The sequence below is a fragment of the Burkholderia sp. L-4 genome (genome assembly GCF_056856535.1).
This window is the reverse complement of sequence record NZ_JBXEOX010000002.1, coordinates 3,014,637-3,034,581: the sequence shown is the minus strand read 5'-3', so window position 1 is coordinate 3,034,581 and position 19,945 is coordinate 3,014,637. Positions and strand designations below refer to the sequence as shown.

The following is a 19,945-nucleotide window of genomic DNA, read 5'->3' as shown; positions in this document are numbered from 1 at the left end:
ACGCGCACGCGGCAGCCGGCGGCCAGCGGCGCGCTGCTCGCCACGCGCCAGCGCTCGCCATGCACGCACGCGCGCCCAGCCCGCCGCGGACGGCGCGGTGCCGGCCGCGCCATGCGGCTGGTCCGGATGAAGGCCGTCGTCGAGCACTTCGCCGACGCTGCCGAGCATCGCCTCGGCGCCCGTCACGACCGGCCGCCGCCGCGCGCGCAGCGCGACGCTCGACACGCCCGCGACGAACAGCCCGCCGCCGAGCGCGAGGCTCGCGATCACGGGCCACGGGATGCCGTAGCCGGGCACGTCGGTGTCGATCAGCATCAGCGCGCCGATCGTGAACGACACGATTCCGCCGAAGCCGAGCACGCCGAAGGTCGGCAGGAACGCCTCGGCGACGAGGCAACCGAGGCCGAGCAGCACGAGGCCGAGGCCCGCATAGCTGATCGGCAGCAACTGCATCGCGAACAGCCCGACCAGCAGGCAGATCGTGCCGGCGACGCCCGGCAGCACGAAGCCGGGGTTCGCGAACTCGAAGAACAGGCCGTAGATGCCGATCGTCAGCAGGATCAGCGCGACGTTCGGATCGGCGATGATCGCAAGGAAGCGGCTGCGCCAGTCGGGTTCGACGACGACGAGCGGCGCCTGCGCGGTCGCGAGCCGCACCGTGCCGGCGGGGGTCGTCGCGCCGTGGCCGTCGAGCTGGCGCGCGAGATCGGCCGGATCCTGCGCGATCAGGTCGACCACGTGCTGCGCGCGCGCCTCGTTCGCCGACAGGCTGACGGCTTCGCGCACCGCGCGCTCGGCCCATTCGGCATTGCGCCCGCGCAGCTGCGCGAGGCCGCGGATGTAGGCGGAGGCGTCCTGCATCGCCTTGCGGATCTCGGTCGATTGCGTATCGGTCGGCAGCGCGGCCGCCGTGGCCGACGCCTCCGATGCGCCCGATGCGCCCGATGCGCCGGTCGGCCGCGGCGCGGCGCCGCCGATGCCGAACTGCACGGGCGACGCCGCGCCGAGATTGGTGCCGGGCGCCATCGCCGCGAAGTGGCTCGCATACACGATGTAGGTGCCCGCGCTCGCGGCCCGTGCGCCGCCCGGCGCGACGAACGCGGCGACCGGCACCGGCGAGCCGAGGATCGCCTTGATGATCTGCCGCATCGACGTATCGAGGCCGCCGGGCGTGTCGAGCTGCAGGATCGCGAGCGGCGCGTGCTCGCGGGCGGCGCGCTCGAGCGCACGCACGATGAAATCGGCGCTGGCCGGGCCGATCGCGCCGTTGACGGGGATCACGATGACCGGGCGCGCGGCGGGCGCGTCGACGGGCGACGGCGCGGCGACCGCGGCACATACGACGAGCAGCGCCGCGAACAGCGCGGCGCGCGCGACCCGCGCGGACAGCGGGTGACGGGGCCGACCGTCGGGCGCGGCAGGCGCCGGCGGCGGCTCATGACGGTGAAAGCGCATCGGGGCGTCCAGGCGGCGCGCGGCCGCGCGCCGTCCGGCTCGCGGAATGGGCGTGGGCCCGATGCTTAAAGATTAGGCGGTTTCGGCGCAAAGCGCGAAGCCATGGCCGCGCCGGCCGGATTCAGACCGCGCCGCCGCCGCGCGCGAGCACTTCGTCGCGGTAGTCGGCCGGGCTGCGGCCGCTCCATTTGCGAAACGCGCGATAGAACGCGCTGGGCTCCGCGAAACCGGTGGCGGCCGCGACGTCGGCGATCGTGCGCGCGGGGTCGGCCAGCGCCTCGAACGCGAGGTCGCGCCGCAGCGTGTCCTTGATCGACTGGTAGGCCTGGCCCTCCTGGTGCAGCTTGCGGCGCAGCGTGGCCTCGGCCACGTGCAGCCGTGCGGCCATCCCGCCCGCGCCGGGCCACGCGGCGGGCGGCATCCCGCGCAGCACCGCGCGCACGCGCTGCGCGAGCGCATTCGGGTTGCGGTACTTGACGATGAAGCTGGCCGGCGCGTTGCGCAGGAAGGTTTTCAGCGTCTTCGCGTTCTGCACGACCGGCAGCGTCGCGAATTCGGGATCGAAATCGACATACGAATCGGGCTCGTTGAACCTCATGTCGTCGCAGAACATCGACGGGTATTCGTGGTCGGCGGGCGGCGTGTCGCAGCGGAAGCACGCATGCAGCAGCGGAATGCGCCGCCCGATCAGCCAGCAGGTCAGCCCGTACACGATGATGAAATAGGTCGCGTACGTGAACATCGCGGGCGTCGCGCCGTTGTTGCGGTGCACGAAGCGCAGCCGCACGCGCTGCGGGTTCGCGTCGAGTTCCGCGTGCAGGTCGTCGAGCACGCAGTGCATGAAATTCACCGCGCGCGCCATCGCATGCAGCCCGTCGCGCGCGGACAGGGCGGACTGGCTCATCGCGATGAAGCTGCCGCTGCGCATCGGGTGGCGATCCTGCCCGAAAAACTCGTCGTCCATCGTGCGCGCGATCGCGTTCCACAGCGCGCCGTACTGCTGCGCGGTCACGCGTGCGCGCGGCTGCGCGAGCAGCGCGGGCGCGATGCCGGCCTGCGCGAGCAGCGGCTCGGCCGCGACGCCGCGCCGCGTGGCGAGCGCGACGCTGTACGCGACGAGGCTGATCGCGACGGTTCCCTTGTCTTCCTGCTTCATCGGTGTCGCCGGTGTGGCAAAAACGCTCAGTGTAAATGAGCGACGCGAGCATCGAACAGTCGCGCCTGCTTGCCTACACTTGTTGCATCGAAACGCATGGACGGTCGCGCCCGGCGGCCGCGGGAGACAGCAGCACCATGGACGAGCTTTACACCGAAGACCAGCGGATGATCCGCGATGCCGCGCGCGCGTTCGCCACCGAGAGGCTGGCGCCGAACGCGGCCCAGTGGGACCACGACGCGCACCTGCCCGACGCGATCGTCGCGCAGCTCGGCGAGCTGGGGCTGCTCGGGATGATCGTGCCGCAGGAACTGGGCGGCTCGTATACGGACTACGTGGCCTACGCGCTGGCGATGGAGGAAGTCGCCGCCGGCGACGCCGCGTGCGCGACGATGATGAGCGTGCACAACTCGGTCGGCTGCGGGCCGATCCTCGGTTTCGGCACGCCGGCGCAGAAGGATCGCTGGCTGGCCGACATGGCGGCCGGCCGCGTGATCGGCGCGTTCTGCCTGACCGAGCCGCACGCCGGTTCCGAGGCGAACAACCTGCGTACCCGCGCGGAATTGCGCGACGGCAAGTGGGTGCTGAACGGCGCGAAGCAGTTCGTGACCAACGGCCAGCGTGCCGGGGTGGCGATCGTTTTTGCCATGACCGATCCGGAAGCCGGCAAGCGCGGCATTTCCGCATTCCTGGTGCCGACCGACACGCCGGGCTTCATCGTCGGCAAACCCGAGAAGAAGCTGGGCATCCGCGCATCGGATACGTGCCCGATCACGTTCGAGCATTGCGCGATTCCCGAAGAGAACCTGCTCGGCAACCGCGGCGAAGGGCTGAAGATCGCGCTGTCGAACCTCGAGGGCGGGCGCATCGGCATCGCCGCGCAGGCACTCGGCATCGCGCGCGCCGCGTTCGACAAGGCGCGCCGCTATGCGGGCGAGCGCGTGCAGTTCAGCAAGCCGATCGCCGAGCATCAGGCGATCCAGCAGAAGCTCGCCGACATGGCCGTGCAGATCAACGCCGCGCGCCTGCTCGTGCACCACGCGGCGAAGCTGCGCACGGCCGGCTTGCCGTGCCTGTCGGAAGCGTCGCAGGCGAAGCTGTTCGCGTCGGAGATGGCCGAGCGCGTGTGCTCGGATGCGATCCAGATTCACGGCGGCTACGGCTACCTGGTCGATTACGAAGTCGAGCGTCACTATCGCGACGCACGCATCACGCAGATCTACGAAGGCACCAGCGAAGTGCAGCGGATGGTGATCGCGCGGCAGCTTTGAGCGGCGATGCGCGCCGCCGGCCGCCACGCGAACCGGCGAGCCGGCATACGACAGGCAATCAGGCAGGGCACGAGGGCAGCGCGGTGAACGCGGCACGCAACGACGTGACCGTGCGCCGCAACAGAGGAAACCGGGCACACGCTGCAGCGCGCGCACCGGTTGACGGCGAGGCATGGGATCCACGCAAGCGCTGAAGCGTCGACGCGGATCGACAGGAGACGACACGATGACGGTACAGGCATTCCTGGACGCACGCGATTTTCTGCTGCGCCATCGCACCGACTACGAAACCGCGTATCGCGATTTCGAGTGGCCGGTGCTCGATGCATTCAACTGGGCGCTCGACTACTTCGACCCGATGGCGCGCGGCAACACGCAGCCCGCGCTGTGGATCGTCGACGCGGCGACCGGCTCGGGCGATCCGTATTCGTTCGCGCAGATGTCCGAGCGCTCGTCGCGGATCGCGAACTGGCTGCGCTCGATCGGCGTCGTGCGCGGCGATCGCATCCTGCTGATGCTGCCGAACCGTGTCGAACTGTGGGACGCGATGCTCGCCGCGATGAAGCTCGGCGCGATCGTGCTGCCCGCCACCACGCAACTGTCGCCCGACGACGTGCGCGACCGCGTGCGGATCGGCGGCGCGAAATTCGCGATCGTCGACGAGAACGAAACCGCCAAGTTCGAACAACCGGACCTCGGCCTCGCGCGGAAGATCGTCGCCGGCGCGCCGCGCGCGGGCTGGCTCGCGATGAACGACGGTTATGCGGCGAGCGCCGAATTCGAGCCGGACGCCGTCACGCACGCGAACGATCCGATGCTGCTGTACTTCACGTCGGGCACGACGTCGAAGCCGAAACTCGTCGAGCATACGCACCGCACCTATCCGGTCGGCCATCTGTCGACGATGTATTGGGTCGGCCTGCAGCCGGGCGACATCCACTGGAACATCAGCTCGCCGGGCTGGGCGAAGCATGCGTGGAGCTGCTTCTTCGCGCCGTGGAATGCGCAGGCCTGCGTGTTCGCGTTCAACTACGCGCGCTTCGAGCCGAAGGTCGTGCTCGATGCGCTCGTCAAATACCGGGTGACGACGCTGTGCGCGCCGCCGACCGTCTGGCGCATGCTGGTGCAGCAGCCGCTCGCGTCGTTCGACGTGACGCTGCGCGAGATCGTCGGCGCGGGCGAGCCGCTGAATCCCGAGATCATCGAGCGCGTGAAGAAGGCATGGAACATCTCGATCCGCGACGGTTACGGCCAGACCGAGACGACCTGCCTGATCGGCAACTCGCCGGGCCAGCCGGTCGTCGCGGGCTCGATGGGCCGGCCGCTGCCGGGCTACCGGATCGCGCTGCTCGATCCGGACGGCGCGCCGGTGACTGAAGGCGAAGTCGCGCTGCCGATCGGCGCCGACGTCACGCGCCCGGTCGGGCTGATGAAAGGTTATGCGAACAACCCGGACGCGACGGCCCACGCGATGCGCGACGGCCATTACCGCACGTCGGACATCGCGATGCGCCGCGACGACGGTTACTACGTCTACATCGGCCGCGCGGACGACGTGTTCAAGTCGTCCGACTACCGGCTGAGCCCGTTCGAGCTCGAGAGCGTGCTGATCGAGCATCCGGCGATCGCCGAGGCGGCCGTCGTGCCGAGCCCCGACCCCGTACGGCTGTCGGTGCCGAAGACGTTCATCACGTTGCGGCAGGGCTACGAGGAAAGCCCGGCGCTCGCGCTGGAGATCTTCCGCTTCTCGCGCGAGAAGCTCGCGCCGTACAAGCGCATCCGCCGTCTGCAGTTCGCGGAGCTGCCGAAGACGATCTCGGGGAAGATCCGCCGCGTCGAGCTGCGCCGCCGCGAAATCGAGCGCGGCGACGACGCGACCGCGCGCATGCCCGGCGAATACTGGGAAGAGGATTTCGCCGCCGAACTGAAATGACCGGCTGCGGGCCTCACGTGCCGCATGTCGCGGCCGTTGCCCGCCGCCGAACTGAACCGGCCGCGCGGCGGAACGCCGCTTCGCGGCCCTCTGCAAGGAGAGAGGATCGATGAATGCGAATCCGACGCCCCGTACGGGGCAAGACGTGCCGACGGTCAAGCTGCTGATCGACGGCGCCTTCGTCGAGTCCGCCACGAACGAGTGGCGCGACATCGTCAACCCGGCGACGCAGCAAGTGCTCGCGCGCGTGCCGTTCGCGACCGTCGCGGAAGTCGATGCGGCCGTGCAGGCCGCGCACGCCGCGTATGCGACGTGGAAGAACACGCCGATCTCCGCGCGCATGCGCATCATGCTGAAGTTCCAGGATCTCGTGCGCGCGAACCAGCAGCGCATCGCGAGGACGCTGACGGCCGAGCAGGGCAAGACGATCCCCGACGCCGAAGGCGACATCTTCCGCGGCCTCGAAGTCGTCGAGCATGCGTGCTCGATCGGCACGCTGCAGCTCGGCGAATTCGCGGAGAACGTCGCGGGCGGCGTCGACACCTACACGCTGCGCCAGCCGCTCGGCGTGTGCGCGGGCATCACGCCGTTCAACTTCCCCGCGATGATTCCGCTGTGGATGTTCCCGATGGCGATCGTCTGCGGCAATACGTTCGTGCTGAAACCGTCGGAACAGGACCCGATGTCGACGATGGAACTGGTCGAGCTCGCGATCGAGGCCGGCGTACCGAAAGGCGTGCTGAACGTCGTGCATGGCGGCAAGGAAGTCGTCGACGCGATCTGCACGCATCCGCTCGTGAAGGCGATCTCGTTCGTCGGCTCGACGGCGGTCGGCACGCACGTGTACAACCTCGGCAGCGCGCACGGCAAGCGCGTGCAATCGATGATGGGCGCGAAGAACCATGCGATCGTGCTGCCCGACGCGAATCGCGAGCAGACGCTCAACGCGCTCGTCGGTGCCGGTTTCGGCGCGGCCGGCCAGCGCTGCATGGCGACGTCGGTCGCGGTGCTCGTCGGCAAGGCACGCGACTGGCTGCCCGATCTCGTCGCGAAGGCGAAGACGCTGAAGGTCAACGCGGGCGCGGAAGCGGGCACCGACGTCGGCCCGGTCGTGTCGCGCGGCGCGAAGGCGCGCATCCTGTCGCTGATCGAGGCGGGCGTGAAGGAGGGCGCGAAGCTCGAACTCGACGGCCGCGGCGTGAAGGTCGCGGGCTTCGAGGAAGGCAACTTCATCGGGCCGACGATCTTCTCCGGCGTGACGACCGACATGACGGTCTACACCCATGAAATCTTCGGGCCGGTGCTGGTCGTGATGGAAGTCGACACGCTCGACGACGCGATCGCGCTCGTCAACGCGAATCCGATGGGCAACGGCGTGGGCATCTTCACGCAGAGCGGCGCGGCCGCGCGCAAGTTCCAGAGCGAGATCGACGTCGGCCAGGTCGGCATCAACATCCCGATCCCGGTGCCGGTTCCGTTCTTCAGCTTCACCGGTTCGCGCGGCTCGAAGCTCGGCGATCTCGGGCCGTACGGCAAGCAGGTCGTGCAGTTCTACACGCAGACCAAGACGGTCACCGCGCGCTGGTTCGACGACGACGCGACGGCCGGCCCGGTGAACACGACGATCCGGCTGCACTGAGCGGCGGAGGACACCACCATGAAAATCGGATTTATCGGCCTCGGCCACATGGGCGCGCCGATGGCGCTGAACCTGCTGAAAGCCGGCCATGACGTGCATGCGTTCGACCTGAGCGCCGATGCGTTGCGCGCGTTGCAGGACGCCGGCGCGCAGGTGGCCGCGTCGCCGCGCGACGCGGCGTCGGGCGCGACGTTCGTGATCACGATGCTGCCGGCCGCGCCGCACGTGCGGTCGGTGCTGTCCGGCGAAAACGGCGTGCTGGCCGGCCTCGGCGCGGGCGCGACCGTGATCGATTCGAGCACGATCGACCCGGCCAGCGCGCAGGCGTTCGGCGCGCTGGTGCGCGAGCACGGCGGCGCGTTCGTCGATGCGCCGGTGTCGGGCGGCACCGGCGGCGCGGCGGCCGGCACGCTGACCTTCATGGTCGGCGGCAGCGACGCGGATTTCGAGCGCGTGAAGCCCGTGCTCGCCGGCATGGGCAAGAACATCGTCCATTGCGGCGCGACCGGCATGGGGCAGGTCGCGAAGGTCTGCAACAACCTCGTGCTCGGCATCTCGATGGCGGCCGTGTCGGAGGCGATGTCGCTCGGCGTCGCGCTCGGCATCGACCCGAAGGTGCTGGCCGGCATCGTCAACACGTCGACGGGCCGCTGCTGGAGCTCGGATACCTACAACCCGTACCCGGGCGTGATCGAGACCGCGCCGTCGTCGCGCGGCTACACGGGCGGCTTCGGCACCGACCTGATGCTGAAGGATCTCGGCCTCGCGAACGACGCGGCGAAGCAGGCGCGCCAGCCCGTCTATCTCGGCGCGCTCGCGCAGCAGCTGTACCAGACGATGAGCAGCCGCGGCGACGGCCAGCTCGATTTTTCGGCGGTGATCCGCCTGTACCAACCGGCAACGAAGAAGGACGCGTGATGATCGAACTGGACTACGTCGACGACGGCGCGATCGCGTGCGCGACGCTCAAGCGTCCGCCCGCGAACGCCTTTACCGCCGACGGGCTGCAGCAACTGCAGGCAACCGTCGCCGAACTGAATGCGAACCCGCGCGTGCGCGCGCTGGTGATCACCGGCGACGGGCCGAAGTTCTTCAGCGCGGGCGCCGACCTCAACACGTTCGCCGACGGCGACCGCGCGGTCGCGCGCGCGATGGCGGCCCGCTTCGGCGCGGCGTTCGAGGCGCTGCACGACGCGCGCGTCGTGACGATCGCGGCGATCAACGGCTACGCGATGGGCGGCGGGCTCGAATGCGCGCTCGCGTGCGACCTGCGGATCGCCGAGACGCATGCGCAGATGGCGTTGCCCGAACCGTCGGTCGGCCTGCTGCCGTGCGGGCTCGGCACGCAGACGCTGCCCTGGCTCGTCGGCGAAGGCTGGGCGAAGAAGATCATCCTGACCGGCGCGCGCGTCGACGCGGCGACGGCGCTGCGGATCGGCCTCGTCGAGGACGTGGTCGACAGCGGCGCCGCGCGCGACGCGGCGCTGGCGCTCGCGCGCAACGTCGCGCGGCAGAGCCCGCACGCGGTCGCGTACAGCAAGGAGCTGATCGGCCTCGCGCGCCGCGGCGTGCCGCGCGGCGCGGCGCTCGCGGTCGAGCGCGAACGCTTCGTCGACCTGTTCGACACGGCCGATCCGCGCGAAGGCGTCGCTGCGTTCCTCGGCAAGCGCGCGCCGCAATGGCGCACCGACGGAGAGCCGCAACGATGAGCACGCCGGTGACGAATCACGACGCGTTCGCGGAGCACGCGCCCGAGGTGCTGTTCCGCGTGGTGAACCGCGTGGCGCTGATCACGCTGAACCGTCCGGCCGCGCTCAACGCGCTGTCGTACGCGATGATCGGCGAGCTGGCCGCGTTGTTCGAGCGCTGCCGCCACGACGACCAGATCGTCGCGGTCGTGCTGCGCGGCGCGGGCGAGAAGGGCTTCTGCGCGGGCGGCGACGTGCGTGCGCTGTACCGGATGGTCGCGCAGCGCGAGACCTGGCTGCCGTTCTTCGTCGACGAATACCGGCTCGACCATGCGATCCACACGTTCCCGAAGCCGGTCGTCGCGCTGATGGACGGCGTGACGATGGGCGGCGGCATGGGGCTCGCGCAAGGTGCGGCGCTGCGTGTCGCGACCGAGCGCAGCAAGATCGCGATGCCGGAAACGCGCATCGGCCTCGTGCCCGACGTCGGCGCGACGCATTTCCTGGCGCGCATGCCGGTCGAACTCGAGCTGTACGTCGGGCTGACCGGCGCGATGCTGTCGGGCGCCGACGCGCTGAGCGCGAAGCTCGCGGACTTGTGCGTGCCGTCTGCATGGCTCGACACGTTCGAGACGCGCATCGAAAGCGTCAGGTGGGACGGCGACGCGCTGCCGCTGCTGCGCAAGGTGTTCGAGCCGCCGTGCAACGTGGTGCCGCATGCGGCGCTCGACAGCCAGATGCCGTGGATTGTCCGTCACTTCGACAAGCGCTCGACCGTCGAGCGGATCGTCGCGACGCTCACGCTGGAGCTGGCGCGAGAGGAACTGTCGCGCGAGCACCGTCAATGGCTGCAGGCGACGCTCGACGCGCTCGCGAGCCATTCGCCGACGATGCTTTCGGTGACGCGCGAGGCGCTGCTGCGCGGCCGGCAGATGACGCTCGCCGAATCGTTCCGGATGGAGCTCGGTATCGTGGCGCGCGCGATCGAGGAGGGCGATTTCTGCGAAGGCGTGCGCGCGCATCTGGTCGACAAGGATCGCAAGCCGCGCTGGGCGCCCGCGTCGCTGGTGGAGGTGCGCGCCGAACGCGTGCGGCATTTCCTGACATCGCCGTGGAAGCTGTTCGCGCATCCGCTCGCGGATCTCGGCGCGGCGTGATGCCCCGGCGCGCCGCGCGGCGGCGCGCCGGTTCCCCCCGGTCTCATCGCACTTCGTCGGGGCGCTCGATCATCGGCGGAATCGCCTGCGCGAGCGCGTCGATCACGCAGCGCGTCTTGCGCGGCAGGTAGCGCGTCTTCGGCCAGATCGCGTGAATGTCGCCTTCGCAGACGAAGCAGCGATCGAGCACGACCACCATCTCGCCGCGCTTCACGTAATGGTCGAGCAGCCAACTCGGCACCCACGCGATGCCGAACCCCGATGCGCCGGCCGCGGCGATCGCCTGCACATCGTCAAAACTCAGTTGATGCGGCATGTCGATCCGCACCGTCGAGCCGTCCGGCGCGCGCAAGTCCCACGGTTGAACCACGCCCGAGCGTGAATACGCGATCGTCCGGTGATGCTTCAGGTCGTCGAGCGTCTTCGGCATCCCGTGGCGCGCGAGATACGACGGCGCGGCGCCGAGGCTGCCGTATTGCGTGCCGAGCCGCCGCACCGCGAGGCTCGTGCTGTCCGCGAGCGTGCCGATCCGGACCGCGAGGTCGATGCCTTCCTCGACGAGATCGACGAACCGGTCGGTGATCGACACGTCGATCCGCAGATGCGGGTAATGGCGTGCGAGATCGAGCACGATCGGCGTCACGCAGTGGTGCCCGAACGCGAGCGGCACGCTCAGCCGCAACTTGCCGCGCGCCTCGTTGCGGCCGCAATCGAGATCGGCCTCCGCCGCTTCCAGTTCCGCCAGCGCGCGCACGCAGCGGTCGTAGTACGCCTGGCCGTCGTCGGTCAGGCTCTGGCTGCGCGTCGTGCGCTGCAGCAGCCGCGCGCCGAGCCGCTTCTCGAGCCGCGCGATCGCCTTGCCGACCGCCGAACGCGTCATGTCGAGCCGTTCCGCCGCGAGCGCGAAGCTGCCCGATTCCACTACCTGCACGAAGGTCGTCACGCCGTCGAGTCTGTCGGTCATCGCAAGTTGCCGTGATTGATTCCTGAAATTCCCCAGTTCGTGGAAATGCATGCGTCAATGGGGAGGGAAATTCTCACTATAGTACCGATTCCCGCCCAGCGTGCGTTGCCGGCCGCACGCGGCGAATCCTACTCACCTGGAGGCGCGCGGCCTGTCGCCGGGCCGCCGCGCAATACGCATGACACGATCCGACTCCCGCAGGAACGCGGTCGCACTCGCGGCCGTCTGTCTCACGTCGCTGATGTTCGGCCTCGAGATTTCGAGCGTACCGGTGATCCTGCCGACGCTCGAACACGTGCTGCATGGCGACTTCAACGGCATGCAGTGGATCATGAACGCATACACGATCGCGTGCACGACGGTGCTGATGGCGGCCGGCACGCTCGCCGACCGGTTCGGCCGCAAGCGCGTGTACGTGATCGGCACCGTGCTGTTCGGCGCGACGTCGCTGCTGTGCGGACTCGCGCCGAACGTGCCGGTGCTCGTCGCGGGCCGGCTGCTGCAGGGCGCGAGCGGCGGCGCGATGCTGATCTGCCAGATCGCCGTGCTGTCGCACCAGTTCCGCGAGGGCCGCGAGCGCGGCCGCGCATTCGGGATCTGGGGGATCGTGTTCGGAATCGGCCTCGGGTTCGGGCCGATCGTCGGCGGCGCGATCGTCGCGCTGGCGAGCTGGCCGTGGGTGTTCCTCGTCCATGCGCCGCTCGCGGCCGTCGCGCTCGTGCTGATCGGCGGCGCGGTGCGGGAGTCGCGCGATCCGCATGCAGGCACGCTCGACGTCGCGGGCATCGTCACGCTGTCGCTCGCGGTGCTCGGTCTCGCGTTCTACATCACGCAGAGCGCGGCACTCGGGCTTGCGAGCGCGGCCGGGCTCGGCGTGCTCGGGGCCACGGTGCTCGCGCTGATCGGTTTCGTCGTCGCGGAGCGCGCCAGCGCACGGCCGATGTTCGACTTCTCGGTGTTCCGGATCCGCGCGTTCACCGGCGCGATCTTCGGCTCGATGGGGATGAACTTCAGCTTCTGGCCGTTCATGATCTACCTGCCGATCTGGTTCCAGGTCGCGCTCGGCTACGACAGCGTGACGGCCGGCCTCGCGTTGCTCGCGTACACGCTGCCGACGCTGGTCGCGCCGCCGTTCGGCGAGCGGCTCGCGCTGCGCTACGGGCCGGGCGTCGTGATTCCGGGCGGCCTGTTCACGATCGCGGCCGGCTTCGCGCTGATGCGGCTCGGCAGCGCGGCCGGGCATGCGAGCTGGCTGACGATGCTGCCCGGCTGCGTGATCGCCGGCATCGGGCTCGGGTTGACGAACACGCCCGTCACGAACACGACGACGGGCGCGGTGCCGAGTTCGCGGGCCGGGATGGCGTCGGGGATCGACATGAGCGCGCGGATGATCTCGCTTGCGCTGAACATCGCGGCGATGGGCTTCGTGCTGGTCGCGGGGATCGTCGCGAGCCTGAAGGGCGGGGCGGCCGGCGCGATCGGCGATGCCGCGCTGCGCAGGCTCGCGCAGGAAATCGCGTCGGGCCGCACCGACGGGCTGCACGCGATCGCACCCGCGCTCGCGCAGGCCGACCCGAGCGGCGCGGCGCTGCATGCGGCGCTCGTGCACGGTTTCGGCTGGGTGATGGTCTACGGCGCGGCCGGTGTTGCCGTGCTCGCGACCGCGAGCGCAGTGGCGTTCGCGCCCGCGCGGCGCCGGGCAGCGGTATGCGAATGACGCGGCCCGCGCGCGGCGCCGCGCCGCCGCTCAGGACGTCCCGCCGCCGAGCGCGCGGTACAGCGTCATCTGGTTGTTGAGCCGGTTCAGGCGCGTCAGTTCGTCGGCGCCTTGCGCGCTCCTCAGCACCTGCTGCTGGTCGAGCCACGGCTGCACGGCGGTCGCGCCCGCCGCGAAACGCGCGGCGGCCAGCCGTTCCGCGCGCTGCGCCTGTTCGAGCGACAGCGCGCGCTGTTCGGCTTCGCGTTCGAGCTGCACGCGTGCCGACAGCGCATTTTCGACTTCCGCGAGCGCCGTGTAGAGCCGCTGGCGGAATCCGACCACCGCCTCTTGGTACTGCGACTTCGACACCTTGATCTGCAACTGCATCGTGTTCCACTGGATGAACGGCAGCGCGAGGCCGAGCCCGAGCGTGCCGACCGGGTTCGTCAGCACGCGCTCGAGGCTCGTGCTCGTCGTGCCGGCGCTGCCGGTCAGCGTGAAGGTCGGGTAGAAGCTCGTGCGCGTCGCGTCGACCTGCGCAAGCGACTCGCGCAACCGGAATTCCGCGGCGCGCAGGTCGGGGCGGCGGCCCAGCAGGCTCGCGGGCAGGCCGGCCGCGACCTCGGGCGGCGCTGCGTCGGGCAGCGCCGACGGTTCGGCCGCAAGCTGCTGCGGCGGCCGGTCGAACAGGATCGCGAGCGCGTGGCGGTTCTCGGTGCGTTGCTGGATCAGCTGCGTCTGCGCGGCGCGTTGCGCGGCGAGGCTCTGTTCGGCCTGCGCGAGATCGAGCCCCGACACGGCGCCGGCGGCGTGTCGCGACCGGACGAGCGCGAGCGTGCGCACCGCATACGCGATGTTCGCGTCGCCGAGCGCGATCTGCCGGTTCAGATAGCCGAGCTGCCAGTACAGCGACGCGGTCGTGCCGATCAGCGACAGCCGGGCGGCTTCGAGATCGGCGGCCGTCGCATCGGCTTCCCAGCGCGCCGAGTCGCGCAGCGCGGCCAGCCGGCCCCACAGATCGATTTCATAGCTGAGCGAACCGTTGATGCCGCTCGACCGGCTCGTCCGGTGCGTATCGAGCGTGCGCGACACGGTGCCGTTCGCGCCGGCCGTCACGTTGGGCGTCAGGTTCGTGTCGGCGAGACCGGCCTGCAGCTGCGCACGATAGACGCGGATCGCCGCGATCGCGAGGTCGTTGTTGGCGCGCAGCGCGTCGTCGATCAGCGCGTCGAGTTGCGGATCGTTGAAGCTGCGCCACCAGTCGCGCGTGGTGGCCGGCGCGTTCGCCGCGACCGGCGCGGCCCAGTGCGCGGGCATCGCGACGGCCGGCAGCGGATCGTGACGCGCACCCGCGCACCCGGCGAGCAGCGTGGCCGCGCACGCGAATGCGCCGAGGCGGCGAAGCGGTGAGGAATGCGTCATGGCAGGTCTTTCGTCAATCGCGCGCGAGCGCATCGATCGGATCGAGCCGCGACGCGTTGCGTGCGGGCATGAACCCGAATATCACACCGGTGAGCGTCGAGCACACGAACGCCGTCACGATCGCGCCGGCGGAGAACACCATCTTCCACTGCACGACGAACATCGAGAACAGCGCGCCGAGCCCGAACGACAGCGCGATGCCGATCGTGCCGCCGAGCAGGCAGACGAGCACGGCCTCGACGAGGAACTGCTGCAGGATGTCGGATTGCCGCGCGCCGACCGCCATCCGGATGCCGATCTCGCGCGTGCGCTCGGTGACCGACACCAGCATGATGTTCATCACGCCGATCCCGCCGACGACGAGCGAGATCACGGCGATCAGCGACAGCAGCAGCGTCAGCGACTGGCCGGTCTTCTCGACGGTCTTGACCACGCTGTCCATGTTGTACGTGAAGAAGTCCTTGCGGCCGTGGCGCTGGATCATCAGCTTCTCGAGGCTTTTCTCGGCGGCGGCGCTCGGCTGCCCGTCGCGCACGCGCACGGTGATGCTGTCGAGATAACGCTGGCCGAACAGGTGCCCGCTCGCGGTCGTGTACGGCACCCACACGTTCAGGCTCTTCACGCTGCCGAACGCGCTCTTCTTGTCGGCCGTCACGCCGATCACGACGCACGGCACGTTGTCGACCAGGATCACGTCGCCGACCGGGTTGCGCGTCGCGCCGAACAGCTTGCGGCGCGTGTTCTGGTCGATCACGGCGACCTGCGCCTGGCGGCGCACCGCGTCGTCGTCGAACGCGGCGCCGAGCGCGAAACGCATCCCGCGCGCCTGAAAGTAGCGCTCGCCGACGCCGCTCACGAGCGCGTTGACGTCGACGTTGCGGTAGCGCAGCAGCAGCGTGCGCGACGTTTCGGGCGTCGCGCTGTCGACGTACGGCTGCTCGGCGAGCGCGGCGACGTCGGCCGGCACGAGCGTCTGGATCGTGTCCGCGCGGCTGTCGCCCCAGTCGGTGCCCGGATAGATGTTGATCGTGTTGGTGCCGATGCTGCCGATCTCGTCGAGCATGTAGCGCTTCGCGCCTTCGCCGATCGCGACGATCGACACGACCGACGTGATGCCGATGATGATGCCGAGCATCGTCAGCAGCGTGCGCAGCCGGTGCGACACGAGCGCGATCCAAGCCATCCGGCATGCCTCGGCGAAGCGGCCGGTGCCGGCCGCGAAGCGCGGGGCGCGCGGGGCGGGATCGGTATCGGCGTTGGCGTCGGCGTCGGCGGGCGTGGCCGTATCGTGACGATCGACTGCCGACGAGCCGGCAGCCGTGGCGGTTGCGGCGGTTGCGGCGGCTTCGGCCGTATCGATGCCGGCTTCGGCGAGCGCTTCCGCGTAGTGCCGGTTCGGCCGGTCGGCGACGATCTCGCCGTCGCTGATCTCGATGATGCGCCGCGCATGGCGCGCGACGGTCTTGTCGTGCGTGACGATCACGATCGTGTGGCCGAGCGCGTTCAGCTCGTGCAGGATCCGGAGCACCTCCTGGCCGCTTTTCGTGTCGAGTGCGCCGGTCGGCTCGTCGGCGAGGATCACCTGGCCGCCGTTCATCAGCGCGCGCGCGATGCTCACGCGCTGCTGCTGGCCGCCGGACAACTGCCCGGGGCGATGATGCGCGCGATCGGCGAGCCCGAGGCGCGCGAGCAGTTCGCGTGCGCGGGCGTGCCGCGCCGCGCGTGGGGTGCCTGCATAGATCGCGGGCATTTCGAGGTTCGCGACCGCGTCGGCGTGCGGCAGCAGGTGGTAGCGCTGGAACACGAAGCCGAAGTGCTCGCGGCGCAATTGCGCGAGCTCGTCGCTGTCGAGCATGTGCGTGTCGCGCCCGCCGACCGTGTACGTGCCTTCGCTCGGATGATCGAGGCAGCCGAGGATGTTCATCAGCGTCGACTTGCCGGAGCCCGACGCGCCGACGATCGCGACGATCTCGCCTGCGTCGATCGACAGGTTCACGTTGTTCAGGACGACGACGTCCTTGTCGCCGGCCGGAAAGCGTCGTGTCACGGCGGCGAGTTTGAGCAGGGGCCGGCGCATCGTCACACCGCGTCCGACAGCAGTGCGTGGTCGTCCGCCGACGCTTCGCCGAGCACCACGCGCTCGCCGTCCTTCAGGCCGGCCAGCACTTCGACGCGCACGTTGTTGTTGATGCCGATGCGGATGTTGCGCGTGTCCGTGCTGCCGTCGGCGCGCAGCACGCGCACCGCATAGGTGCCGTCCTTGCGTTTCTCGCCGAGTGCGGCGGCCGGGATGCTCAGCGCGTTGCGCGCGTTGCCGAGCACGATGCTGACCTGCGCGGTCATCGCGATGCGCAGCCGGTGCTCGGGATTCGGCACGTCGAACAGCGCGTTGTAGAACACCGCGGCATTCGGTTTCGCGCCGCCTCCGCCGAGCGGGCTTTGTACGTCGGCGTAGTTCTGCGGCGCCGGTTCGATCGCGCGCAGCTTGCCGTAATGACGCTTGTCCGGTTCTCCGAGGCTCGTGAAATACGCGGTCTGGCCGGCGCTCACGCGGATCACGTCGGCTTCCGACACCTGCGCCTTCACGGTCATCGTGTCGAGATTCGCGAGTTTCAGAATCACCGGCGCCTGCTGCTGCGCGATTACGGTCTGGCCTTCCTGCGTGACGATCGCGACGACCTGGCCGTCGATCGGCGCGACAATGCGCGTGTAGCCGAGGTTGGCCTGCGCGGTCTCGATCTGGATGCGGGCCGAACGGATCTGCGCGGCGAGCGACGCGAGGGTCGCGCGCTGCACGTCGAGCGTCGCCTTCGCGGCTTCGAACGATTCGCGCGACGTCGCGTCATCGGGCAGCATCGCCTGCTGGCGGCGGAACGCGAGTTCGGCTTGCGTCAGCTGCGCGGCCGCCGATTGCTGCTGCGCGCGCAGGCTTTCTTCGCTGGCGCGCGCCTGGCGCAGCGCATTTTCCGAGATCACGGGATCGATCTCGGCGAGCCACTGGCCCTTCGTGACCTTGTCGCCGAGCTTGACCTTCAGCGTCTTCAACTGCCCCGACACCTGCGCGCCGACGTCGACCTGCCTGAACGCCTGCAGCGCGCCGGTCGCGAGCACCGCGTTCTCGAGATCGCCGCGCGTGACGGGCGCGGACAGGTACTGCGGGTGCTTGTCGGGCGCGCAGGCTTTCAGCGTGACGCCGGTGGCGATCGCGACGACGGCAAGGGTAGCCAGCACGATGCGCCGGCGGCAATGGGTCTTCTGGGCCATGAGAACACTGCGAGGATGAAGCGGTGCCGGCGATGCGTGCGGCCGGGCGGGACGATCCGACCGGCGTCGCATGCCGGGCATGTCGCCCGCGACGGCATCCGCGTACGCATCGCGCGGGCGTGCCGGGCCGAATCAGGCGCCCATGGTAAGCGAGGAATTCGCGCCGAATCGTGTGGAAATTGTGCTGAATTGTGCGAGCGCCGTGTCGCAAGGGGGCCAGGCCGCGTGATTGTGGCGATGTGTGAACGACCCGACGTTCGCGCTACCGATGTGCAGCGACGATGGCCATCATTGGGCGGTCGCGCTCCTCGTCGAGCGCGGGCATCGCGTCGACCTGCTCGGGCGTCGGCCCCCATTCGCCGAGATGCGCGAGCGTGAAGCCGCAGCCGATCAGCAGGTTCACGAGCGTGCCGAGCGTGCGGTGCTGCTTGACGACGCCCGGCGCGAGCCAGTCGGTCACGCGTTCGCCTTCACGCTGGTAGCCGTCGAGCGGCCAGGTGCGGTTACCCTGCGCGTCGATGACGAAGCCGGGCCGGCGCGGCGCCGTATAGACCGGATGCTCGATCGAAAACACGAGCCGCCCTCCCGGCACGAGCGCGCGGTGGATCGTGCGCAGCAGCGTGTCGAGGTGCGCAATATAGTGGAACGCGAGCGAGCTGTAGGCGAGATCGAATGCGGCGTCCGGCAATACGAGCGTTTCGAGGTCGGCGCGGCGGTACGTGATGGCCGGATGCGCGGCGGTCGAGTTCGCTCGTTCGAGCATGCGTTCGGACACGTCGACGCCGAGCACGCCGGCCGCGCCCTGATCGGCCGCCCAGCGGCTGAACCAGCCGTAGCCGCAACCGAGATCGAGCACGTGGCGGCCGCGCAGATCCGGCAGCAGCGCGCGTAGCGCGGGCCATTCGGGCGCGCCGTCGAGCCCGTGAATCGACCGGTTCAGGCGGCTGTAACCTTCGAAGAAGGCCGGGTCGTCGTAGATGTTCTGCGTCATGCGGCGCGCCTCGTGCGAGCGGGGCACGCGGTGCGGTGCGCCCGAACCCGCGAGCTTACGCGTGCTGCCTGCCCGCGTCGATCCTGCGCTGCGTGTCGGCATCGACGATCTCGCGGATCGCGCTGAACAGCGGCGCGGCGTCGGTGTAGCGCCGGCCGTAGCCGAGATTGAACGCGTAGTCGAAATCGGGCGGATTGCTGCCCTGGTTGTGCTGCAGGATCGTTTCGAGCTTGTCGAGCGCCTTCGCCGCGCGCGCTTCCGGCGATGCGGCCGCTTCGTATTCGTCCCACAGCGCGACGATCGCGTCGCGCTGCGCATTGTCGAGCGACCCGGCCAGTGTCAGCAGGTCGTCGCGTTCGTGCACGCTCTTGTCGGGATGCGCGGCCTGCTCGATCGCGGGGATGTCGCCGTGCAGCGCCTCGCCGAGATCGTGGACGACGCACAGCTTCAGCAGTTTCAGCATGTCGATGCCGGGCAGCGCGTCGGCGAACACGAGCGCCATCAGGCACAGCCGCCAGCTGTGTTCGGCCGTGCTTTCGGGGCGGCCGTTCGACGTATGGCCGCTACGCAGCACGTCCTTCAGGCGTTCGGCTTCGCGCAGGAAATCGAGTCGTGCGCGGATCGTATCGGGGTTCATGGTCGGCGTCCTTGCGATGAGCCGTCCAGCGTACGCCGCCCGATCGCGGTTCGTCCACGCATGAAATATGCGCGGCGCGCGCTAACGCGTCTCGACGAGTCGCGCGGCCGAGCCGTCCGACAGCGTCATGCGCGTCCACCGGCACCGGCTGCCGCGGATCGGCACGACGCGCGATGCGTTTGCGCCCGTGTCGAACTCGACGCTCGGCGGCCCCGCGCGCTCGTGCCAGCCGAGCGGATCGAGCGCGGCCTCCATGCGGACGATTTCCGGCGTCGCATAGCGCCACAGCGACGTGCCGAGCAGCATCGAAAGCGGCTGCGAGAACTCGGCCGCGCGCGCCGGTGAACAGGCGAGCAGCCGATGCGTGAGGTCGCACACGAGATGCAGGCGGCCCGCGCTGCCCGCGATCAGCCGCGCGAGCGCGTGGTCGCCGGCGGAATCGAGACGCGCGGCGAGCAGCCGTTCGGCCGTCGCGCGCTCGTCGGGCGACATCTGCTGGCGGCCGGCTTCCCAGCGCGAGATCGTCGATTGCGCGACGCCGAACAGTTCGGCCGCATGGCTTTGCTTGACGCGGTGCAGCGCGCGCCAGCGCTTGAGTTGCGGGCCGAGCGGCGGCGTGTGAAGCGGTGAGGCGGTCATGACGATGCTCCCGTGGCGGCGCGTACCGCG

At 69.8% G+C, this 19,945-nt stretch carries 15 protein-coding genes and 1 pseudogene; 7 read left to right on the top strand and 9 right to left on the bottom strand.

Annotated elements, in window-relative coordinates; all coding sequences use genetic code 11:
• Positions 1 to 1,455, bottom strand: a pseudogene (locus AC1VVG_RS30520) (NfeD family protein); the annotation flags it as partial.
• Positions 1,456 to 1,576: 121 nt separating this feature from the next.
• Entirely contained in the window at positions 1,577 to 2,611 is a 1,035-nt protein-coding gene (locus AC1VVG_RS30515; protein ID WP_059556849.1) for an AraC family transcriptional regulator, read from the bottom strand.
• 137 nt (positions 2,612 to 2,748) lie between these two features.
• Here AC1VVG_RS30515 and AC1VVG_RS30510 point away from each other — a divergent pair, with 137 nt between their 5' ends.
• From AC1VVG_RS30510 to AC1VVG_RS30485, 6 genes are all read left to right on the top strand, one after another.
• The gene (locus AC1VVG_RS30510; RefSeq protein ID WP_482837177.1) at positions 2,749 to 3,882 is read left to right on the top strand and encodes an acyl-CoA dehydrogenase family protein; all 1,134 of its coding nucleotides are present in this window, start codon (positions 2,749 to 2,751) and stop codon (positions 3,880 to 3,882) included.
• A 226-nt stretch (positions 3,883 to 4,108) separates the two neighbouring features.
• Positions 4,109 to 5,815 (top strand): AMP-binding protein, encoded by a 1,707-nt coding sequence (locus AC1VVG_RS30505; RefSeq protein ID WP_034189304.1) that lies wholly within the window; start codon positions 4,109 to 4,111, stop codon positions 5,813 to 5,815.
• 109 nt (positions 5,816 to 5,924) lie between these two features.
• The gene (locus tag AC1VVG_RS30500) at positions 5,925 to 7,454 is read left to right on the top strand and encodes a CoA-acylating methylmalonate-semialdehyde dehydrogenase (RefSeq protein WP_034189305.1); all 1,530 of its coding nucleotides are present in this window, start codon (positions 5,925 to 5,927) and stop codon (positions 7,452 to 7,454) included.
• 18 nt (positions 7,455 to 7,472) lie between these two features.
• Positions 7,473 to 8,372: a 3-hydroxyisobutyrate dehydrogenase gene (gene mmsB / locus AC1VVG_RS30495; protein ID WP_049031012.1), complete on the top strand. Its 900-nt coding sequence runs from the start codon at positions 7,473 to 7,475 to the stop codon at positions 8,370 to 8,372.
• Positions 8,372 to 9,163, top strand: a complete 792-nt coding sequence (locus tag AC1VVG_RS30490; protein WP_034189307.1) for an enoyl-CoA hydratase — start codon at positions 8,372 to 8,374, stop codon at positions 9,161 to 9,163. Before mmsB ends, AC1VVG_RS30490 begins: the two co-directional genes overlap by 1 nt.
• Complete coding sequence (locus AC1VVG_RS30485; protein WP_034189308.1) at positions 9,160 to 10,299, top strand: enoyl-CoA hydratase/isomerase family protein; 1,140 nt, start codon at positions 9,160 to 9,162, stop codon at positions 10,297 to 10,299. Before AC1VVG_RS30490 ends, AC1VVG_RS30485 begins: the two co-directional genes overlap by 4 nt.
• A gap of 43 nt (positions 10,300 to 10,342) precedes the next feature.
• On the opposite strand, the gene AC1VVG_RS30480 is transcribed toward AC1VVG_RS30485, so the two are convergent.
• Positions 10,343 to 11,263, bottom strand: coding sequence for a LysR family transcriptional regulator (locus AC1VVG_RS30480; protein ID WP_124607659.1), 921 nt, complete (start codon positions 11,261 to 11,263; stop codon positions 10,343 to 10,345).
• 178 nt (positions 11,264 to 11,441) lie between these two features.
• Between AC1VVG_RS30480 and AC1VVG_RS30475 the strand changes: the two genes are divergently transcribed.
• Positions 11,442 to 12,980 (top strand): MFS transporter, encoded by a 1,539-nt coding sequence (locus AC1VVG_RS30475; protein WP_226252673.1) that lies wholly within the window; start codon positions 11,442 to 11,444, stop codon positions 12,978 to 12,980.
• A 30-nt stretch (positions 12,981 to 13,010) separates the two neighbouring features.
• On the opposite strand, the gene AC1VVG_RS30470 is transcribed toward AC1VVG_RS30475, so the two are convergent.
• The 6 genes from AC1VVG_RS30470 to AC1VVG_RS30445 form a co-directional block, all read right to left on the bottom strand.
• Complete coding sequence (locus AC1VVG_RS30470; protein ID WP_049028331.1) at positions 13,011 to 14,384, bottom strand: efflux transporter outer membrane subunit; 1,374 nt, start codon at positions 14,382 to 14,384, stop codon at positions 13,011 to 13,013.
• Between the two features lie 13 nt (positions 14,385 to 14,397).
• On the bottom strand, positions 14,398 to 16,461 hold the full coding sequence (locus AC1VVG_RS30465; protein WP_482837174.1) for a MacB family efflux pump subunit: 2,064 nt from the start codon (positions 16,459 to 16,461) through the stop codon (positions 14,398 to 14,400).
• A gap of 2 nt (positions 16,462 to 16,463) precedes the next feature.
• On the bottom strand, positions 16,464 to 17,648 hold the full coding sequence (gene macA / locus AC1VVG_RS30460; protein WP_049028329.1) for a macrolide transporter subunit MacA: 1,185 nt from the start codon (positions 17,646 to 17,648) through the stop codon (positions 16,464 to 16,466).
• A 262-nt stretch (positions 17,649 to 17,910) separates the two neighbouring features.
• Positions 17,911 to 18,639, bottom strand: coding sequence for a class I SAM-dependent methyltransferase (locus AC1VVG_RS30455; protein ID WP_049028328.1), 729 nt, complete (start codon positions 18,637 to 18,639; stop codon positions 17,911 to 17,913).
• 55 nt (positions 18,640 to 18,694) lie between these two features.
• Positions 18,695 to 19,276, bottom strand: a complete 582-nt coding sequence (locus AC1VVG_RS30450; protein ID WP_226227814.1) for an HD domain-containing protein — start codon at positions 19,274 to 19,276, stop codon at positions 18,695 to 18,697.
• Between the two features lie 81 nt (positions 19,277 to 19,357).
• The gene (locus tag AC1VVG_RS30445) at positions 19,358 to 19,915 is read right to left on the bottom strand and encodes a helix-turn-helix domain-containing protein (protein WP_482837171.1); all 558 of its coding nucleotides are present in this window, start codon (positions 19,913 to 19,915) and stop codon (positions 19,358 to 19,360) included.
• Positions 19,916 to 19,945 lie beyond the last annotated feature (30 nt).